At 69.3% G+C, this 16,406-nt stretch carries 17 protein-coding genes; 11 read left to right on the forward strand and 6 right to left on the reverse strand.

Annotation, left to right across the window (positions count from 1 at the left end; genetic code table 11):
• The first annotated feature begins 118 nt into the window (after positions 1-118).
• The 6 genes from hemA to AC1Q6V_RS22900 all read left to right on the forward strand — a co-directional run bounded on the left by hemA (position 119) and on the right by AC1Q6V_RS22900 (position 5,229).
• Entirely contained in the window at positions 119-1,423 is a 1,305-nt protein-coding gene (gene hemA, locus AC1Q6V_RS22875) for a glutamyl-tRNA reductase (protein ID WP_010809882.1), read from the forward strand.
• Positions 1,424-1,523: 100 nt separating this feature from the next.
• Positions 1,524-2,606, forward strand: a complete 1,083-nt coding sequence (prfA, locus tag AC1Q6V_RS22880) for a peptide chain release factor 1 (RefSeq protein ID WP_010809881.1) — start codon at positions 1,524-1,526, stop codon at positions 2,604-2,606.
• A gap of 190 nt (positions 2,607-2,796) precedes the next feature.
• Positions 2,797-3,126, forward strand: a complete 330-nt coding sequence (locus AC1Q6V_RS22885; protein ID WP_010809880.1) for a hypothetical protein — start codon at positions 2,797-2,799, stop codon at positions 3,124-3,126.
• Between the two features lie 144 nt (positions 3,127-3,270).
• Positions 3,271-4,164: a peptide chain release factor N(5)-glutamine methyltransferase gene (gene prmC, locus AC1Q6V_RS22890; protein WP_041687544.1), complete on the forward strand. Its 894-nt coding sequence runs from the start codon at positions 3,271-3,273 to the stop codon at positions 4,162-4,164.
• 121 nt (positions 4,165-4,285) lie between these two features.
• Positions 4,286-4,597 carry a Grx4 family monothiol glutaredoxin gene (gene grxD, locus AC1Q6V_RS22895; RefSeq protein ID WP_010809878.1) on the forward strand — a complete coding sequence of 104 codons (312 nt, stop codon included), beginning with the start codon at positions 4,286-4,288 and terminating at the stop codon, positions 4,595-4,597.
• A gap of 8 nt (positions 4,598-4,605) precedes the next feature.
• Positions 4,606-5,229, forward strand: coding sequence for a UbiX family flavin prenyltransferase (locus AC1Q6V_RS22900; RefSeq protein WP_010809877.1), 624 nt, complete (start codon positions 4,606-4,608; stop codon positions 5,227-5,229).
• A 69-nt stretch (positions 5,230-5,298) separates the two neighbouring features.
• On the opposite strand, the gene AC1Q6V_RS22905 is transcribed toward AC1Q6V_RS22900, so the two are convergent.
• From AC1Q6V_RS22905 to AC1Q6V_RS22915, 3 genes are all read right to left on the reverse strand, one after another.
• Positions 5,299-5,511 (reverse strand): hypothetical protein, encoded by a 213-nt coding sequence (locus tag AC1Q6V_RS22905; RefSeq protein WP_010809876.1) that lies wholly within the window; start codon positions 5,509-5,511, stop codon positions 5,299-5,301.
• 142 nt (positions 5,512-5,653) lie between these two features.
• Complete coding sequence (amaB, locus tag AC1Q6V_RS22910; protein WP_011616119.1) at positions 5,654-7,171, reverse strand: L-piperidine-6-carboxylate dehydrogenase; 1,518 nt, start codon at positions 7,169-7,171, stop codon at positions 5,654-5,656.
• Positions 7,168-8,349: a saccharopine dehydrogenase family protein gene (locus AC1Q6V_RS22915; protein ID WP_010809874.1), complete on the reverse strand. Its 1,182-nt coding sequence runs from the start codon at positions 8,347-8,349 to the stop codon at positions 7,168-7,170. The genes amaB and AC1Q6V_RS22915 overlap by 4 nt, the downstream gene beginning before the upstream one ends.
• A 128-nt stretch (positions 8,350-8,477) precedes the next feature.
• Between AC1Q6V_RS22915 and AC1Q6V_RS22920 the strand changes: the two genes are divergently transcribed.
• A complete protein-coding gene (locus AC1Q6V_RS22920; protein ID WP_010809873.1) occupies positions 8,478-8,927 on the forward strand; it encodes an Lrp/AsnC family transcriptional regulator in 450 nt (149 codons plus the stop codon).
• A gap of 44 nt (positions 8,928-8,971) precedes the next feature.
• Complete coding sequence (gene dapB / locus AC1Q6V_RS22925; RefSeq protein WP_010809872.1) at positions 8,972-9,781, forward strand: 4-hydroxy-tetrahydrodipicolinate reductase; 810 nt, start codon at positions 8,972-8,974, stop codon at positions 9,779-9,781.
• A 39-nt stretch (positions 9,782-9,820) separates the two neighbouring features.
• Here the strand turns inward: dapB and AC1Q6V_RS22930 are convergent, their stop codons facing one another.
• From AC1Q6V_RS22930 to AC1Q6V_RS22940, 3 genes are all read right to left on the reverse strand, one after another.
• Positions 9,821-10,552, reverse strand: coding sequence for a hypothetical protein (locus AC1Q6V_RS22930; RefSeq protein ID WP_454750847.1), 732 nt, complete (start codon positions 10,550-10,552; stop codon positions 9,821-9,823).
• A gap of 154 nt (positions 10,553-10,706) precedes the next feature.
• Complete coding sequence (locus AC1Q6V_RS22935; protein WP_454750846.1) at positions 10,707-11,705, reverse strand: Bug family tripartite tricarboxylate transporter substrate binding protein; 999 nt, start codon at positions 11,703-11,705, stop codon at positions 10,707-10,709.
• 52 nt (positions 11,706-11,757) lie between these two features.
• Entirely contained in the window at positions 11,758-13,251 is a 1,494-nt protein-coding gene (locus AC1Q6V_RS22940) for an acyl-CoA synthetase (RefSeq protein WP_010809869.1), read from the reverse strand.
• 127 nt (positions 13,252-13,378) lie between these two features.
• Here AC1Q6V_RS22940 and AC1Q6V_RS22945 point away from each other — a divergent pair, with 127 nt between their 5' ends.
• From AC1Q6V_RS22945 to AC1Q6V_RS22955, 3 genes are all read left to right on the forward strand, one after another.
• The gene (locus tag AC1Q6V_RS22945; RefSeq protein WP_010809868.1) at positions 13,379-14,293 is read left to right on the forward strand and encodes a LysR family transcriptional regulator; all 915 of its coding nucleotides are present in this window, start codon (positions 13,379-13,381) and stop codon (positions 14,291-14,293) included.
• A 137-nt stretch (positions 14,294-14,430) separates the two neighbouring features.
• Entirely contained in the window at positions 14,431-14,946 is a 516-nt protein-coding gene (locus AC1Q6V_RS22950) for a winged helix-turn-helix transcriptional regulator (RefSeq protein ID WP_010809867.1), read from the forward strand.
• Positions 14,939-16,297, forward strand: coding sequence for an MATE family efflux transporter (locus AC1Q6V_RS22955; protein ID WP_010809866.1), 1,359 nt, complete (start codon positions 14,939-14,941; stop codon positions 16,295-16,297). The genes AC1Q6V_RS22950 and AC1Q6V_RS22955 overlap by 8 nt, the downstream gene beginning before the upstream one ends.
• Positions 16,298-16,406: the final 109 nt, after the last annotated feature.

Below are 16,406 nucleotides of genomic sequence, written 5' to 3' on the forward strand. Positions count from 1 at the left end.
CGGGGCCGCTGCCATGCCCCCGCCCGGCCCCGAATGGCCCAGCGCCTGCAATTAGCGATCCCGGCGGTATAATGGCATCCGGTCCGGCCACGCGCCGGACCGTACCCGTCCCCTACAAATGCAACTGCTCGCGATCGGCATCAATCACACAACGGCACCTGTCTCGCTGCGCGAGCGGGTGGCGTTTCCGCTCGAGCAGATCAAGCCCGCGCTGGGTGCGCTGCGCTCCCACCTGTCGGGGCGCAGCGGCACCGAAGCCGCCATCCTGTCCACCTGCAACCGCACCGAGATCTACTGCGCGACCGACGTCCTGACGCCGGGCACGGATGGTTTCGAGCACACCCTGCGCTGGCTGTCGCAGCACCACAACGTGCCCGCCGGCGAACTGGCGCCGCACCTGTACGCGCTGCCGCAGTCCGAAGCCGTGCGCCATGCCTTCCGCGTGGCCAGCGGGCTGGATTCGATGGTGCTGGGCGAGACCCAGATCCTGGGCCAGCTCAAGGACGCCGTGCGCACCGCCGGCGAGGCCGGCTCGCTGGGCACGTACCTGAACCAGCTGTTCCAGCGCACCTTCGCGGTGGCCAAGGAAGTGCGCGGCCAGACCGAGATCGGCGCGCATTCGGTATCGATGGCCGCAGCCGCGGTGCGGCTGGCGCAGCGGATCTTTGAAAGCGTCTCGACCCAGCGCGTGCTGTTTATCGGCGCGGGCGAGATGATCGAACTGTGCGCCACGCACTTCGCCGCGCAGCAGCCGCGCCAGATCGTGGTGGCCAACCGCACCGTGGAACGCGGCGAAAAGCTCGCCGAGCAGCTCTCCGGCCAGGGCCTGACCGCCAACGCGATCCGCCTGACCGACCTGGGCGAGCGCCTGCATGAGTTCGATATCGTGGTGTCCTGCACCGCCAGCTCGCTGCCGATCATCGGCCTGGGCGCGGTGGAGCGCGCGGTCAAGCGCCGCAAGCACCGCCCCATCATGATGGTCGACCTGGCCGTGCCGCGCGACGTCGAGCCCGAAGTCGCGCGCCTGGACGACGTCTTCCTGTACACCGTCGACGATCTCGGCGCGATCGTGCGTGAAGGCAATGCGATGCGCCAGGCCGCGGTGGCGCAGGCCGAGGCCATCATCGAAAGCCGGGTGCAGAACTTCATGCACTGGCTGGAAACCCGCAGCGTGGTGCCGGTCATCCGCGAACTGCAGACCAGCGGCGAAGCCATCCGCCAGGCCGAGCTGGAACGCGCGCGCCGCATGCTGGCACGCGGCGACGACCCCGAAGCCGTGTTGGAGGCCCTCTCCGGTGCGCTGACCCGCAAGTTCCTGCATGGCCCCACCCACGCACTGAACCACACCCAGGGCGAGGACCGCGAGGCGCTGCTGCGCCTGGTGCCGGGCCTGTTCCGCCACAGCAGCCACTCCGAGCGCTAGCCGCTCTGCCCTTGCGCCGCGCGCGCCCTGCCGCGCCGGCACGCCGCCACCCGCCCGCGGGTAGCCCCGGCCCCTGGCCCACCTCTTTCCCCCGCACCCGATGAAAGCCAGCATGCTTGCCAAGCTCGACCAACTGGCCGAGCGACTCGATGAAGTCAACGCCCTGCTCGCGCGCGAAGACGCGACCGCGAAGATCGACCAGTACCGCAAGCTCAGCCGCGAACATGCCGAGTTGTCGCCGGTGGCCGAGCAGTACGGCCAGTACCGCCAGGCGCAGGACGACCTGGCCACCGCGCAGGCGCTGCTGGACGATCCGGAGATGAAGGACTTTGCCGCCGACGAGATCGCCAGCGCGCGCGCGCGGCTGGAAGCCCTGGAAGCGAGCCTGCAGCGCCTGCTGCTGCCCAAGGACCCGAACGACGACCGCAACCTGCTGCTGGAAATCCGCGCCGGCACCGGCGGCGAGGAAAGCGCGCTGTTCGCCGGCGACCTGCTGCGCATGTACACGCGCTATGCCGAACGCCAGCGCTGGCAGGTCGAAGTGATGAGCGAATCGGAATCGGACCTGGGCGGCTACAAGGAAGTGATCGTGCGCATCGCCGGCGATGCGGCATTCTCCAGGCTGAAGTTCGAATCCGGCGGCCACCGCGTGCAGCGCGTCCCGGCTACCGAGGCACAGGGGCGCATCCACACCTCGGCCTGCACGGTCGCGGTGATGCCCGAAGCCGATGAAGTGGGCGAGGTCGAGATCAACCCGGCCGACCTGCGCATCGACACCTTCCGCGCCTCGGGCGCTGGCGGGCAGCACGTCAACAAGACCGATTCCGCGGTGCGCCTGACCCACCTGCCGACCGGCATCGTGGTCGAGTGCCAGGACGACCGCAGCCAGCACCGCAACAAGGACAAGGCGATGAAGGTGCTGGCGGCCCGCATCAAGGACATGCAGACGCGCGCCGCCCAGGCGAAGGAGGCCAGCACGCGGCGCAACCTGATCGGCTCGGGCGACCGCAGCGACCGCATCCGCACCTACAACTTCCCGCAGGGGCGCGTGACCGACCACCGCATCAACCTGACGCTGTACAAGATCGACATGATCATGGACGGCGACATGGATGAGCTGCTGTCGGCACTGGCTTCGGAACACCAGGCTGATCAGCTTGCTGCACTTGGCGAAGAGTCGTAAGCACCACAAAATGTCGTGCAACCGGCCTTCCGCCCCGAACACCGCGTAAAGTCGCCGATATCTTTGTATTTCTTGTAAATGCTTGAAACAGCACTGGTAGGGGTAAGGCGGCTGTCTATAATCGATTTCGACCGGCAAACGGAGAATGGTGCCGGGTAGTCACTCCCGAGAACATACCTAGGACGAAATCATGAAAAAACTGCTCGCGCTGTTGATGATCACCGCGGCCATGGCCGCTTGCAGCAAGAAGGAAGAAGCCCCGCCTGCCGCCTCGAACGCCGAGAGCGCCATGCAAAGCGCCGCTGAATCCGCCAAGGCCGCCGCCAGCGATGCCGCCGCTGCCGCCAGCAACGCCGCAGACGCCGCCAAGGCCGCCGCCAGCGGTGCCGCAGCCGACCTCTCGGCCGCCGCCGACAAGGCCAAGGCAGAAGCCGGCAGCGCCATGGCAGACGCCAAGCAGGCCGCCAAGGATGCCGTCAACACGGGTGCCGACAAGGCCAAGGACGCCGTCAATAAGTAATCGTCCCGGCGGGGGCATCGCGCCGCCCGCTGTCGATGAGCGGTACACTGGCGGCAAGCTGGAAGTCCCGCCCCAAAGCCCCGCCAGGCCTTTGCGCCGGTGGGGTTTTTTGTAGCCGGCAAAAGAACCGTCCCCTCCCTTTCGATGTCTTCCCCAAACTCTGCCGCGCTGCCGGCGACCCCCACGCTGCGCGAAGCCCAGACCCTCGCCGCCATGGCCGGGCTGCCTGCCCTGGAAGTGCGCATGCTGCTGACGCATGTCACCGGCCTGAGCCGCACCCAGCTGATCACCCGCGACACCGACACCCTCACCATCGCCCAGCGCGACGCCTTTGCCACGCTGCTGGCGCGGCGGCTGGCGGGCGAGCCGATGGCCTACCTGATCGGCGAGCGCGAGTTCTTCGGCCGCAAGTTCCGGGTCACGCCTGACGTGCTGATCCCGCGGCCCGATACCGAAGTCGCCGCCGAAGCCTCGCTGGCGCGGCTGGCCGAGGTGCCGCAGCCGACCGTGCTGGACCTGGGCACAGGCTCGGGCATCCTGGCCGTGACGCTGGCGCGCGAGCGCCGGGATGCGCAAGTCTGGGCCACCGACATCTCGCCCGGCGCGCTGATGGTGGCGCAGGACAACGCCAGCGCGCTCGGCGCCGACCGCATCCACTTCCTGGTGTCTGACTGGTACGCGGCGCTGCCGCCAGGCCTGCGCTTTCACCTGATCGTCAGCAATCCGCCCTACATCGCCGCGGGCGACCCGCACCTGGTCGAAGGCGACCTGCGCTTCGAACCGATCGACGCGCTGACCGACCACGACGACGGCCTGTCCGACCTGCGGGCCATTGTCAGCGGTGCCGGCGCCCGGCTGCTGCCTGACGGCTGGCTGCTGATGGAGCATGGCTACGACCAGGCGCAGGCCACCCGCCAGCTGCTGGAGGACACCGGTTTCACCGAGATCTTCACCGCCCGCGACCTGGCCGGCCTGGAACGCTGCACCGGCGGGCGCTGGCAAGGCGCCCGGCCCGGCGGCACCACTGCCGGTCACTGAAGCCCGGCGGCGATTCCGGTAAAATCGCCGTCAGATCCCCGCCACGCGGCCAGGCCGCGTGGCGTCCCATTCTCCCCAGGCGGCGCCCGCGACACGGCATCGCCCCACTGAAAAGCAAACCATGAGCGACGTGCAGCAAAAGATCGATCAGATCGTCAAGGGCAACCCGGTAGTCCTGTTCATGAAGGGCACCGCGCAATTCCCGATGTGCGGCTTCTCGGGCCGCGCCATCCAGATTCTGAAGGCCTGTGGCGTGGACGCGCCGACCACGGTCAACGTGCTGGATGACGAAGGCATCCGCCAGGGCATCAAGGAATACGCCAACTGGCCGACCATTCCGCAGCTCTACGTGAACGGCGAGTTCATCGGCGGCTCGGACATCATGATGGAGATGTACCAGAACGGCGAACTGCAAACCCTGCTGAAGGGCTGAGTTCCTTTATGTCCGTGACTGGCGGCACACCCAAACGGCTGATCGTCGCCATCACGGGCGCCACCGGTGCCATCTACGGCGTGCGCCTGCTGCAGGTGCTGCGCGCGGCGCCCTCGGTGGAAACCCATCTGCTGATTTCGCCGGCCGGCGTGATGAACCTGCAGCACGAGCTGGACATCAGCCGTGCCGAGGTGGAGGCGCTGGCCAGCGTCGTGCACAACGTGCGCGACATCGGCGCGACCATCGCCAGCGGCTCGTTCCGCGCACAGGCGATGGTGGTCGCCCCCTGCTCCATGCGCACGCTGGCGGCGATTGCGCACGGCCTGTCCGACAACCTGATCACGCGCGCCGCCGACGTCACGCTCAAGGAGCGGCGCAAGCTGGTGCTGATGGTGCGGGAAACGCCGCTGAACCTTGCGCACCTGCGCAATATGACGGCGGTGACGGAAATGGGCGGAATCGTATTCCCGCCGGTGCCGGGCTTCTACCAGAAGCCGCAAAGCATTGCCGAACTGGTCGACCATACGGTCGGGCGCGTGCTCGACCTGGTGGATTTGCCGGAGATCGGCCAGACGCTCGCGCCCAGCTGGGGCGGGCTGAACGCCCGGGCCGGCGACGCGGCCGGCAACTGAACTGCGGCCGGCGCGCAGCCTCTCTCTACGCGCCGGCATCCTCGCGCATTGTCGTGCCAACCGCGCTCATTACCAGCGGCGGTAGCCCCGGCCATAGTAGCCATGGCCATAGTAGCCGCCATAGCCGCCGTAGTAGTACGGCCGCGGTGCCACCACCACCGGCGCGGGCGCCACGTACACCGGCGCAGGGCCGACCGCGGGACCGGCAGGCGTGGGATAGACGGCGCAGCCGCCCAGCAGGGTGACGGATGCCGCAGCGGCAGCCAGTCCAATCGTCAGCATTCTCATCATTCGTCCTTGGGGTCGGAACGGGCATGTGCCTGCCCTGCTGACGTTATACGGGCAGAAAGCGTAATACGGCGTCAAAGGCGTGTAAGGCTTGTTACAGTTCCCTACGCGCCCTGTAACACGCCCAGGGATGCCGTCAGATCTCGAACCGTATCCCCTGCGCCAGCGGCAGCGAATCGCCATAGTTGATCGTGTTGGTGGCGCGGCGCATATAGCCCTTCCACGCATCCGATCCCGACTCGCGGCCCCCGCCGGTTGCCTTTTCCCCGCCGAAGGCGCCGCCGATCTCTGCGCCGCTGGTGCCGATGTTGACGTTGGCGATGCCGCAGTCGCTGCCTGCCGAGGACAGGAAGCGCTCGGCCTCGCGCATCGATTCCGTGAAGATGCACGACGATAGCCCGTGCGGCGAGGCATTGTTCAGCGCGATGGCCTCATCCAGCGTGGTGTACGGCATCAGGTACAGGATCGGCGCGAAGGTTTCGGTCAGCATGGTGTCGTGCTGGGCGTCGGTCATCACCAGCGCGGGCCGCACGTAACAGGCATGCGGGTAGCGGTCGGCCAGCAGCCGTTCGCCGCCGGTGACGATATTGCCCTGCGCGCGGCAGGCGGCCAGCGCATTGGCCATGGCATCGCCCGCGGCGGTGTCGATCAGCGGGCCGACCAGGGTGCCGTCAGCGAGCGGGTCGCCGACGGGCAGGCGGTCGAACACGGTGATCAGCCGGCTCGCCATGGTGTCCATCAGGTCGGCGTGGATAAAGCAGCGACGCAGCGTGGTGCAACGCTGGCCCGCGGTGCCGGCCGCGGCGAAGGTGATGGCCCGCACCGCCAGCTCGATGTCGGCCGAAGGCGCGACGATGGCGGCATTGTTGCCGCCCAGCTCCAGGATGCTGCGCTTGAAGTGCCCGGCGCAGGCAACGCCGACCTCGCGGCCCATGCGGGTCGAGCCGGTGGCGCTGACCAGCCGCACCGCCGGGTGCGACACCAGGTGGGTGCCCAGCATGCGCCCGCCCGGCAGCACCGCCGAGATGCCGGCGTGCTGCGGCGCCGCCGCGGCGAGCACGCGCTCCAGCAGGCCATGCGCGGCCAGCGCGCACAGGGTGACTTTTTCCGAGGGTTTCCAGATCACGCCGTTGCCGCACACCAGCGCCAGCGCCGCATTCCACGCCCACACCGCCACCGGAAAGTTGAAGGCCGAGATCACGCCGCACAGCCCATACGGATGCCAGGTCTCGCGCATCGCATGCTGCGGGCGCTCGGAGGCAATGGTCAGCCCGTGCAACTGGCGCGACAGCCCGACCGCGAAGTCGCAGATGTCGATCATCTCCTGCACCTCGCCCAGGCCTTCCTGCAGGATCTTGCCGGACTCGAGCGAGACCAGCCGGCCCAGCGCCGGCTTGTGTTCGCGCAGCACCTCGCCGAAGCGCCGCACGATCTCGCCGCGCGCAGGCGCAGGCAGCAGCGCCCAGGTGGTCTGCGCCGCGTGGGCGCGGGCGATCAGCGCATCGGCCTGCGCCGGCGTGCAGGCCGGGACATGGCCGATGGCCTCGCCATCGACCGGCGAGCGGACCGTCACGGCGCCGGCCGGCGTGCCCTCCCGCCACGGCCGCGGCAGGCCCAGCGAATCCCAGCAGGCAGCGAACTCTTGCGCTTTCATATGACGGTCTCCTGGAGCGGATGCTGCGTGTAATGGCGGCCGAAGCGATTGGCAAGGAAGGCGTCCAGCGGCATCGACTCCTGCCGCACGAAGCCGGATTGCGGCAGCGCGCCGGTGGCCACCATGTCCAGCGCGGTGCAGATGCCCGCGGCAGTGGTCAGCTGGATCGCGTTGACATGGCCCCCCTTGCCATCCACCCCGCCGATGCGCGCCGAGAACGAAGCCTGCGTCAGCGGCCCGCGCCCGCGTTCGCCCCCGGCCGGATAGCCGGTGGCGGTGGCGAACACGATCACCACGTCCTGGTCGGTCACCGGGATGGCGCGATCGAAGATATCGCGCAGCCATTCGCGGCGTTCGCGCAGGCGCAGGTCGTTGAGCAGCAGTTTCATCAGCGCGCAATGGCCCGGATAGCGGATGGACTTGTAGTCGACATGGCGCGCGCGGCCGGCCAGCGTCTCGGGCAGTGTGCCCAGGCCGCCAGATGTATTAAAGGCTTCGTACTCGATGCCGTCCAGCGCAAAGCTCTCCAGCCCTTCCAGCGCCGTCAGTTCCACGCGACGGCCGTCGACGATGGCCTCGCACGGGTTGCAGTACTCGTTGATCAGTCCCTCGGTGCTCCAGGTCAGGTTGTACTTGAGCGCATTGCTGGGGTAGCGCGGCAGCGCGCCGACCCGCATCTGCAGGTCCAGCAGTTCTCCCCCGCCGCGCAGGAAGCGCTGCGCCAGGTCATGCCCGACCACGCCGATAAAGCCCGGCGCCAGCCCGCACTGCGGCATCAGCACCGAGCGCGCGCTTTGCGCCAGCTGGCGGATGGCCTGGGTCGCGGCCACGTCCTCGGTCAGGTCGAAGTAATGCACGCCCAGGCGCGCCGCCACCGAAGCCACGCTGATCGCGGCGTGGAACGGCAGCGCGTTGAGCACGGCATCGGCGCCGGCCAGCAGCGCGGCGCAGGTGCCAGGCTCGGTGGGGTCGCCGGCGCGCGCCAGCACGCCGCGCGGCAGGCCGTCGAGGCGCCGTGCGTCATGGTCGACCACGCTGACGCGGTAGTCGCCACTGTCATGCAGCATGGTGGCAATGGTGCGCCCGATCTTGCCCGCGCCCAGCACCGCCACGTGCAGCGGGCGGGTCGCCTTGGGCAGGTCGCGCGGGGCCTGCCGGCCCAGGTTCGAGGCTTGCATGGTGTCTCCGTCCACAAGAAAAGGTTGTCCTGTTGACTGGAGTATGGATAGCCAGCGCGACACAATGAAGCCACAAGAGCGACGAAAACCCGCCATAATCGAACGAAACGACGAACCATCCCGACGTAATGACCGAGCTCGACACCACCGACCGGCACCTGCTGTCGCTGCTGCAGGCCAATGCCCGCGAAAGCGCCGCCAACCTCGCCCGGCACCTGGGTATCGCCCGCACCACCGTGGTCGCGCGCATCGCGCGGCTGGAGCGCAGCGGGGTGATTGCCGGCTACGGCGTGCGGCTGGGGCAGCGCATGGAAGACAACGCCATCCTGGCCTATTGCGGCCTGTCGGTGCAGCCCAAGGCCGCGCCCGCGATCCTGCGCGCGCTGCAGCGCCTGCCCGAGATCGAAGAGGTCAATTCGGTCAGCGGCCCGGTCGACTACCTGGTGGCGATCCGCTGCGACACGCACGACCGCCTGGACCGGCTGCTCGACGAGATCGGCATGCTCGACGGCGTCAACCACACCACCACCTCGATCGTGCTCGCGCGCAAGCTCGACCGCCGGCGCGCTGCCGGCTGACGCGGTATGCTGCCAACCCGATCAAGCGTTTGCGGAGCAACAATATGAACAACCCGATCCGTGTCGCCGTGGGCGGCGTGACCGGCTGGGCCGGCGGCGAACTGGCGCGCGGCGTGGCCCATGCGGCCGACATGACCCTGGTGGCCGGCCTGTCGCGCGGCGCCGCCGGGCAGCCTCTGGCGCAGCTGACCGGCCATGCCGATACGCCGGGCGTGGCGGCCGCCAGCATCGAGGCCCTGGGGGAAACGCCCTACGACGTCTATGTCGAATACACCAAGCCGGGCATCGCCAAGCACAACATCCTGCAGGCGCTGGCGCACGGCGCGCACGTGGTGGTGGGCACCTCGGGGCTGACCGACGAGGACTATGCCGAGATCGACGCGGCCGCGCGCCAGGCCGACCGCGGCGTGCTCGCCTGCGGCAATTTCGCCATCACGGTGGTGCTGCTGCAGAAGTTTGCCGAGATGGCCGCGCGCCACCTGGAGCACTGGGAGATCATCGACTACGCCAAGGCCGGCAAGATCGACGTGCCCTCCGGCACCGTGCGCGAGCTGGCCTACCGGCTCGGCCAGGTCAAGGCCGCCGCGCAGGCGGTGCCGGTCGACCAGGTCAAGGGCCCGAAGGAAACCCGCGGCGCCACCATGTCGGGCACGCAGGTGCATGCGGTGCGGCTGCCGGGCTACCAGCTTGGCGTGGAAGTGATCTTCGGCGCCGACGGCCAGCGCCTGCACCTGAAGCACGAGGCCGGCGACGGCTCCACGCCCTATGTCGCCGGCGCGCTGCTGGCGATCCGCAAGGTCCACACCGTGCGCGGCGTGGTGCGGGGGCTGGACAAGGTGATGGAGGGACTCTGAGGCCAGGTCAGCAGGCGGCCAGGCCGCCTGCTGCGGGTGCTACCAGCTGCCAGGCTTCTCCGGCTTGGCGGCTGGCTTCGGCGCGGGCTTGGCGGCGGCCTTGCCGCCCTTGGCCGCGGGCGCCGAGGCCGGATTGAGCTGCTTGTCCACCTCGGCATCCTTGTCCGCCATCAGCACGCGCGCCTGCGGCAGCAGCATTTCGATGGTGCCGGTGTTGGGGTCTTCCGGCATGGCGTAGAGCTCAACCGTCAGCGGCTTGTGCATCCAGCCGGCATGCAGCGTCTTGATGCTCTTGCCAGCCTTGTCGGGCATGTCGACCTGCTCCTGCCGGAACGGCTTGCCGTACAGCGCGCTGACGCTGTCGGCCGCGGCCTGCTGCGAGTTGGCGCCGGCGGTCGGGACCACCAGGCCGACCAGCGCGTTGCGGTCGACAAAGGCCAGCACAAAGGGGCCGTCCATGAAGGACGGGCGCTGCGCGCGCGGCACGCCGACCTGGCGCATCAGGCCATCGCCCTTCAGTTCGACACAGAATCCGGTGACATCGCGGCCATCGGGCGTGCGCTTGTCGGCGCAATCCGGCAAGGCCGGCAGCGGGTTGCCGATTTCCAGCATGGCCAGCAGCGGCGACAGCGCGCTGTTCTCGGCCTTGGCCTGGGCCTTGGCCGGTGCGGGGGCTGGTTTGGCGGCAGGGGCGGAAGCGGGGGCGGCAATGGCGCCGGCAGCGGCGCCCAGCAGGCCGGCAAGCGCCAGCCCGGCAACGGGGAATTTCAAATCGGACTCCTGATGAACGGCTCCGGGTTGGAGCCCGCCCCGGCCGGGTTGTTCCTGCTTGGCGCGGGCGGTGACGGGAAAGTCACCGGCGGCCTGCCGGGCCAGGGGCGAGCAGTAGCTTACCCCATGGCCCTGGCGGCTCCCGCACTTCCAGTCAGTCCAACGAAATGTTATTGGCCTTGATCACCTTGCCCCAGTGCTCGCGGTCGGCTTCGATATAGCGGTCGATCTCGGCCTGCGTGCGCGGCGCCTGCACGACCAGTCCCAGCGCGCTGAAGGTGGAACGGAACTGCGCGTCCTTGAGCACGTGGGCAGCGGCGGCCTGCAGCCTGGCCACCGCATCGGGCGGCGTCTGCGCGGGCACGGCCAGGCCGAACCAGGTGGCGGCCTGGAAGTTGGGATAGCCGCCTTCCGCCACGGTCGGCACGTCGGGCAGCACGTCCAGCCGGGTGCGGCCGGTGACCGCCAGCGCCTTGAGCTTGCCTGCCTTGATATGCGGCAGCGAGGTGCTGACCACATCCACCATCAGTTGCACGTCGTTGGCCAGCAGCGCCGACAGCGCCGGGGCGCTGCCGTTGTAGGGCACGTGGGTGACGCTGATGCCCAGCTCGGTCTTGAGCATTTCGGTGGCCAGCTGGAGCGCGTTGCCCAGGCCGACCGAGCCATAGTTGAGCTTGCCGCCCGCGGCCTTGGCGTAGGCCGCGAACTCGCGGATATTGCTGGTCGGCACCTTGCTGTTGGTCACCACCACCAGCGGCACCTCGGCGCCGATGCTGAAGATCTTGAAATCCTTGGGCGGATCGTAGTTGATCTTCTTGTACAGCATCGGGTTGAGCACCATGCTGCCGTTGGTGGCCAGCACCATGGTGTAACCGTCTGCCGGCGCACGCGCCACGCTGGTGGTGCCGATCATGGTGGCCGCGCCCGGGCGGTTTTCCACCACCACGGTCTGGCCCAGCTGGCGCGACATGCCGTCGGCCAGCGCGCGGCCGAACTGGTCGGTCGAGCCGCCGGGGGTGTAGGGCACCACCAGCTTGATCGGGCGATCGGGATAGGCGGCCTGCGCGGCCCCGCCCCACATGGCCAGCGCGCACCCCGCGCCGGCTGCCATCGCGGCGAGCCAGGCGCGCCGTCCGCTTGGTTTGTTCTGCATCGCGTCTCCTCCTGTTGTTATCGGTCGTGATCGATCCAGGCCGGGCACGCGCTCAGACGCGGCGCTGGCGGCCTTCCCAGTATCGGTCACGCAGCCGGCGCTTGGCGAGCTTGCCGGTTTCATCGCGCGGCAGCTGCGTCTCGACCACGATGCTGCGCGGCACCTTGAAGCCGGACAGCCGCTGGCGCAGCCAGTCGATCACCTCGGCCTCGCGGATCTCCACGCCTGGCATCGGCTGCACCATGCCCAGCAGGCGCTCGCCGTACTCGTCGTCGGGGATGCCGAACACCACGCAGTCGGCCACGCCGGGGTAGCGCACCAGCTCATGCTCGATCTCGGCCGGGTAGATGTTCACGCCGCCGGAGATCACCATGTCCGAGGCGCGGTCGCAGATAAACAGGTAGCCGTCGGCATCGACATAGCCCATGTCGCCCAGCGTCACCAGCCCGTCTCGGTCGATGGCGGCGCGCGCGGCATCATTGTTGCGGTAGCTGAAGTCGGGGTAAGCCGGCTGGCGCACGTAGACCAGGCCGATCTCGCCCGGCGCGCACTGGCGGCCGTTCTCGTCGAGGATGCGCAGCTGCGCGTCATCGACCGGTTTGCCGGCGGTCCCCGGGCGCGCGGCGGCATCGGCCGGCGTGGCCACGGTGATCATGCCGGCTTCGCTGGAGGCGTAGGTTTCGTGGATGACCGGGCCCAGCCATTCCAGCATCGCGCGCTTTACTTCGGGCGAGCACGGCGAGCCGGTGGAGGCGACGAAGCGGATCGAAGACAGGTCGTACCTGGCGCGCACCTCGGGCGGCAGCTTGAGCAGGCGCACGTACATGATCGGCACCAGGTAGAGCACGTCGATGCGGTGCTTTTCCACCAGCGCCAGCACCTGCTCGGCATCAAAGCGCGACGTGAGCACCAGGCGTTCGGCCATCTGCAGCGCGTTCTGGATAAACGAGCCCGGCGCGCTGTGGTACAGCGGCGCCGACATCAGCGTGCGGCAACCCGGCTCGATGCCGTAGGTCTGCCTCACCACCGAGCGCATGCGCGCGAGCTGTTCCTCCAGCCGGTCCAGCGGCAGCGGCTGGCGCACCACGCCCTTGGGCCGGCCGGTGGTGCCGGAGGTGTAGGCCATATGGCCGCGCGGCGCCACGCGCGGGCCGTCGTAGGCCGGCTGCTGCGCCAGCCAGCTTTCATAGTCGATGGCGCCTTGGGCGGGGCCGCCCACCGACAGCACCGTCATGCCGGCCGGAACGGCGTCGCGCACGGCGGGCAGCAGGTCGGCCTGCACCAGCAGCACCCTGGCGCCGCTGTCGGTCAGCAGGAAGCGCACTTCCTCGGCGGTGAAGTGCCAGTTGATCGGGCAGTAGTAGCAGCCCGCGGTACGGCAGGCATGGACCACGTCGGCATAGGCCGGATCGTTACGCAGCAGCACGGCGACCACGTCGCCCTCCTGCACGCCCAGCGCGCGCAGGCCGCCGGCCAGGCGGGCGCCGCGCGCCAGCAATTCTTCGCCGCTGCGGTGCATGTCTTCAAACCAGAGGTCCGTGGCCATCCGTCGTCTCCTGTATGCGATCCGTTCTGTCAGCCGACCACTGTATCGGCGTAGCCGTGGATCGACAATCAGGTGCATCGGAATCACAATGTTGCACCAGACGCGACAATCCTGCAGGCAATCCCCGATGGACCTCAACCTGATCCAGGCCTTCGTCGACATCGTCGATGCGGGCAACCTGGCCGAAGCCGGCCGGCGCCGCGGCGTGACGCGCTCGCAGGTCAGCCGCCAGCTGCGTGAGCTGGAGCACCAGGCCGGCGCCCAGCTGCTGCGCCGGACCACGCGCCGGCTGGAGCTGACCGGGCCCGGCCATGCGCTGTACCAGCATGGCGTGCGCATCCTGCAGGAAGTGGCCTCGGCGCAGGCCGAGATCGACAGCCTGGGCCGGACCCTGCGCGGCCATGTGCGCGTGAGCGTGCCCACCGGGCTGGGCGATGCCTATATCGCGCCGCTGCTGCTGCAGTTTGCGCGGAAGCACCCCGGCATTACGCTGCGCGTGTTCTTCGCCAACCGCGTCAACGACCTGATCGCGGCCGAGATCGATGTCGCGCTGAAGGTCACCTCGGCGCCGCCGCTGGATCACGTGGCGCGTGAAATCTGCGACATCCGGTGGCAACTGTATGCATCGCCGGAGTACCTCGCAGACATCCCGCCGGTACAAGCGCCGCCCGACCTGACCGGCTGCAACTTCCTGTGCCCGCCATACCCGCCGCGCCAGTTCCCGCTGTCGCTGTACCGCGACAGCCAGCGCGTGGACGTGGCGCTGACGCCAAAGCTTCAGTCGGAAAACTTCCTGTTCCTGGCGCGCGCCGTGCGCGAGGGCCTCGGCATCGGCATGCTGCCGGTCTACATCGGTTGGGAGGAAGTGCGCGCCGGCCGGCTGGTGCCGGTGCTGCCCGACTGGCGCCCGGAGGGGCTGGGCAACAAGCTCTTCATCATCACCACGCCTAACCTGCACCCGTCGATGGCCACCCGCGCGCTGATCGGGTTCCTGCGAGAGGAACTGGACAAGCTTGAAGTGTTCCGCGACGCGGTGGCGTAGCCGGCACCGCTGGCCGGTGAACGAACGCTTTCCGGACTCAGGGTCGCAACCAGCCCTGCAAACTTTCGTTTTGCAAGCTATGCTCCAGAAAACTTGCACTTTGCAAGCAAGTCGACAGGACCAGAACGGCGGAGACCATGCCCCCTACCGATTTCACCTCGATGCCCTGCCCCGTAGCCCGCTCCATGGCCGTGCTGGGCGAACGCTGGGCCATCCTTGTGCTGCGCGAGGCCTTCTACGGCAGCACGCGCTTCGACGAGTTCGAACGCAACCTGGGCATCGCCCCCAACATCCTCAGCGCGCGCCTGAAGACGCTGGTGGCGCACGGGCTGCTGGCCCGCGTAACGCCCGAGGGCGGCGCTCGCCACGTCTACCAGCTGACCGACAAGGGCCGCGACTTCTTCCCGGCCTATGTCGCGCTCAAGGCCTGGGCCGACCGCTGGATGACCGACGAAAAGGGTCCGCTGACGCTGCTGCAGGACCGCCGCACCGGCGCCGAGATTGCCGAGCCGGCGCTGGCGCGCGCCGACGGCAGCGCGATCACGCTGGACGATTTGCGTGTCCTGCCCGGCCCCGGTGCCGGCCGCTTCCTGCGGCAGCGCTTTGGCGAGGCCGGGACCGTTGGCGAGCCAGGGGAGGCCCGCCATGACTGACACGCGCACATTGCCCGCGGGCGCCCTGCCCGCCGAGGCGGTACCGGCCACTGAAATTGCGCGCCGCATCGGCAAGCTGGCCGGACCGACCGCGCTGATCGCCGTGCTGCAGGCCGTGGCCCAGTTGATCGAAACCTGGCTGGCCGCGCGCCAGGGCACGGCGGCGCTGGCCGGCTGGGCGGTGGTGCTGCCGTTTGCGCTGCTACTGCAGCAGATGTCGACCGGAGCGATGGGCGGCGGCGTGGTCGCGGCCATCGCCCGCGCGCTTGGCGCCAACAAGCGCGAGGAAGCGTCTTCGCTGGTCATGCACGCGCTGCTGATCGCAGTGACCGCCGGGCTGGCCTTTGCGGTGGTGCTGGCGGGCTTCCCGCGCGGCGTGCTGGGCGCGGTGGCCGGCGCCACGGCGGCGGAGGCCGCTGCCAGCTATGCGATCTGGCTGTTCGGTGTCGGCGCCATTCCGGCGTGGCTGGCCAATACGCTGGCCTCGGTGCTGCGCGGCGGCGGCCGCCATGCGCTGGCCGCACGCGTGCTGGCGCTGATGTGGGTCGCTTTCCCCGCACTGTCGTGGCTGCTGGCCGAGCCTGCCGGCATGGGGCTGGCCGGCATCGGCGCCGCGCTGGCGGCGGTGTCGTGGGCCGCGGCGCTGGCGATGGCGATCGTGGTGGCGCGCGGCGGCGCGGGCTTCGTGCCGGTGCTGCGGGTGCGGCCGTCGTGGGAGCTGTTCGCGCGCATCCTGTCGGTGGGCCTGGTGGCGTGCGCGCTGGCCTCGGTGGCCAACCTGACCACCATCCTGGTCACCGCGCAGCTGCGCCACCATGGCACCGCGGCGGTGGCGGCCTATGGCATCTCGGCGCGGCTGGAATTCCTGATGATCCCGCTGGCCTTTGGCGTGGGCTCGGCGCTGACCGCACTGGTCGGCCGCGCCGTGGGCGCCGGCGACTGGCATACCGCGCGCCGCACGGCATGGGTCGGCGCGTTCCTGGCGCTGGCCATCGCCGGCACCGCCGGCATTGCCGTGGGCCTGGCGCCGGTGCGCTTTGCCAGCCTGTTCACCCATGACCCCGAAGTGATCGCCATCGCCGCGCGCGCGCTGTCATGGGTAGGGCCGGCCTTCGGCAGCTTCGGCCTGGGCATGGCGCTGTACTTTGCCTCGATGGGCGCGGGCCGCATGCGCTGGCCGGTGGCCGCGGGGCTGTGCCGGATCGCGCTGGCGGTGGGCGGCGGCTGGCTGCTGGCCAACGTATTCGGGATGGGGCTGGACGGACACTTCCTGGGGGTGGCGCTGGGGATTACGGCCTATGGGGTGGTCACGGCGCTGGGGGTCAGGCAGGGGGAGTGGTCGGCGCGGTGAGGTCAGTGGCGTGAGCACATTTCAACGCCTGCGGTTTGCTCCCTTCTCCCGCTTGCGGGAGAGGGGCTGGGGGTGAGGGCAGGCGCTGGCATACCGACGCGCTGCACTT

The organism is Cupriavidus sp. GW823-FHT07B10 (assembly GCF_058794355.1).

What these genes read in the sequence shown, in the direction of transcription:
- grxD (WP_010809878.1), top strand. Translation starts at nt 4,286, where the DNA reads ATGAGCGACGTGCAGCAAAAGATCGATCAGATCGTCAAGGGCAACCCG.
- AC1Q6V_RS22950 (WP_010809867.1), top strand. Translation starts at nt 14,431, where the DNA reads ATGCCCCCTACCGATTTCACCTCGATGCCCTGCCCCGTAGCCCGCTCC.
- AC1Q6V_RS22900 (WP_010809877.1), top strand. Translation starts at nt 4,606, where the DNA reads ATGTCCGTGACTGGCGGCACACCCAAACGGCTGATCGTCGCCATCACG.
- AC1Q6V_RS22920 (WP_010809873.1), top strand. Translation starts at nt 8,478, where the DNA reads ATGACCGAGCTCGACACCACCGACCGGCACCTGCTGTCGCTGCTGCAG.
- prfA (WP_010809881.1), top strand. Translation starts at nt 1,524, where the DNA reads ATGAAAGCCAGCATGCTTGCCAAGCTCGACCAACTGGCCGAGCGACTC.
- AC1Q6V_RS22940 (WP_010809869.1), bottom strand. Translation starts at nt 13,251, where the DNA reads ATGGCCACGGACCTCTGGTTTGAAGACATGCACCGCAGCGGCGAAGAA.
- AC1Q6V_RS22905 (WP_010809876.1), bottom strand. Translation starts at nt 5,511, where the DNA reads ATGCTGACGATTGGACTGGCTGCCGCTGCGGCATCCGTCACCCTGCTG.
- AC1Q6V_RS22945 (WP_010809868.1), top strand. Translation starts at nt 13,379, where the DNA reads ATGGACCTCAACCTGATCCAGGCCTTCGTCGACATCGTCGATGCGGGC.
- prmC (WP_041687544.1), top strand. Translation starts at nt 3,271, where the DNA reads ATGTCTTCCCCAAACTCTGCCGCGCTGCCGGCGACCCCCACGCTGCGC.
- AC1Q6V_RS22915 (WP_010809874.1), bottom strand. Translation starts at nt 8,349, where the DNA reads ATGCAAGCCTCGAACCTGGGCCGGCAGGCCCCGCGCGACCTGCCCAAG.
- amaB (WP_011616119.1), bottom strand. Translation starts at nt 7,171, where the DNA reads ATGAAAGCGCAAGAGTTCGCTGCCTGCTGGGATTCGCTGGGCCTGCCG.
- AC1Q6V_RS22955 (WP_010809866.1), top strand. Translation starts at nt 14,939, where the DNA reads ATGACTGACACGCGCACATTGCCCGCGGGCGCCCTGCCCGCCGAGGCG.
- hemA (WP_010809882.1), top strand. Translation starts at nt 119, where the DNA reads ATGCAACTGCTCGCGATCGGCATCAATCACACAACGGCACCTGTCTCG.
- dapB (WP_010809872.1), top strand. Translation starts at nt 8,972, where the DNA reads ATGAACAACCCGATCCGTGTCGCCGTGGGCGGCGTGACCGGCTGGGCC.
- AC1Q6V_RS22885 (WP_010809880.1), top strand. Translation starts at nt 2,797, where the DNA reads ATGAAAAAACTGCTCGCGCTGTTGATGATCACCGCGGCCATGGCCGCT.
- AC1Q6V_RS22935 (WP_454750846.1), bottom strand. Translation starts at nt 11,705, where the DNA reads ATGCAGAACAAACCAAGCGGACGGCGCGCCTGGCTCGCCGCGATGGCA.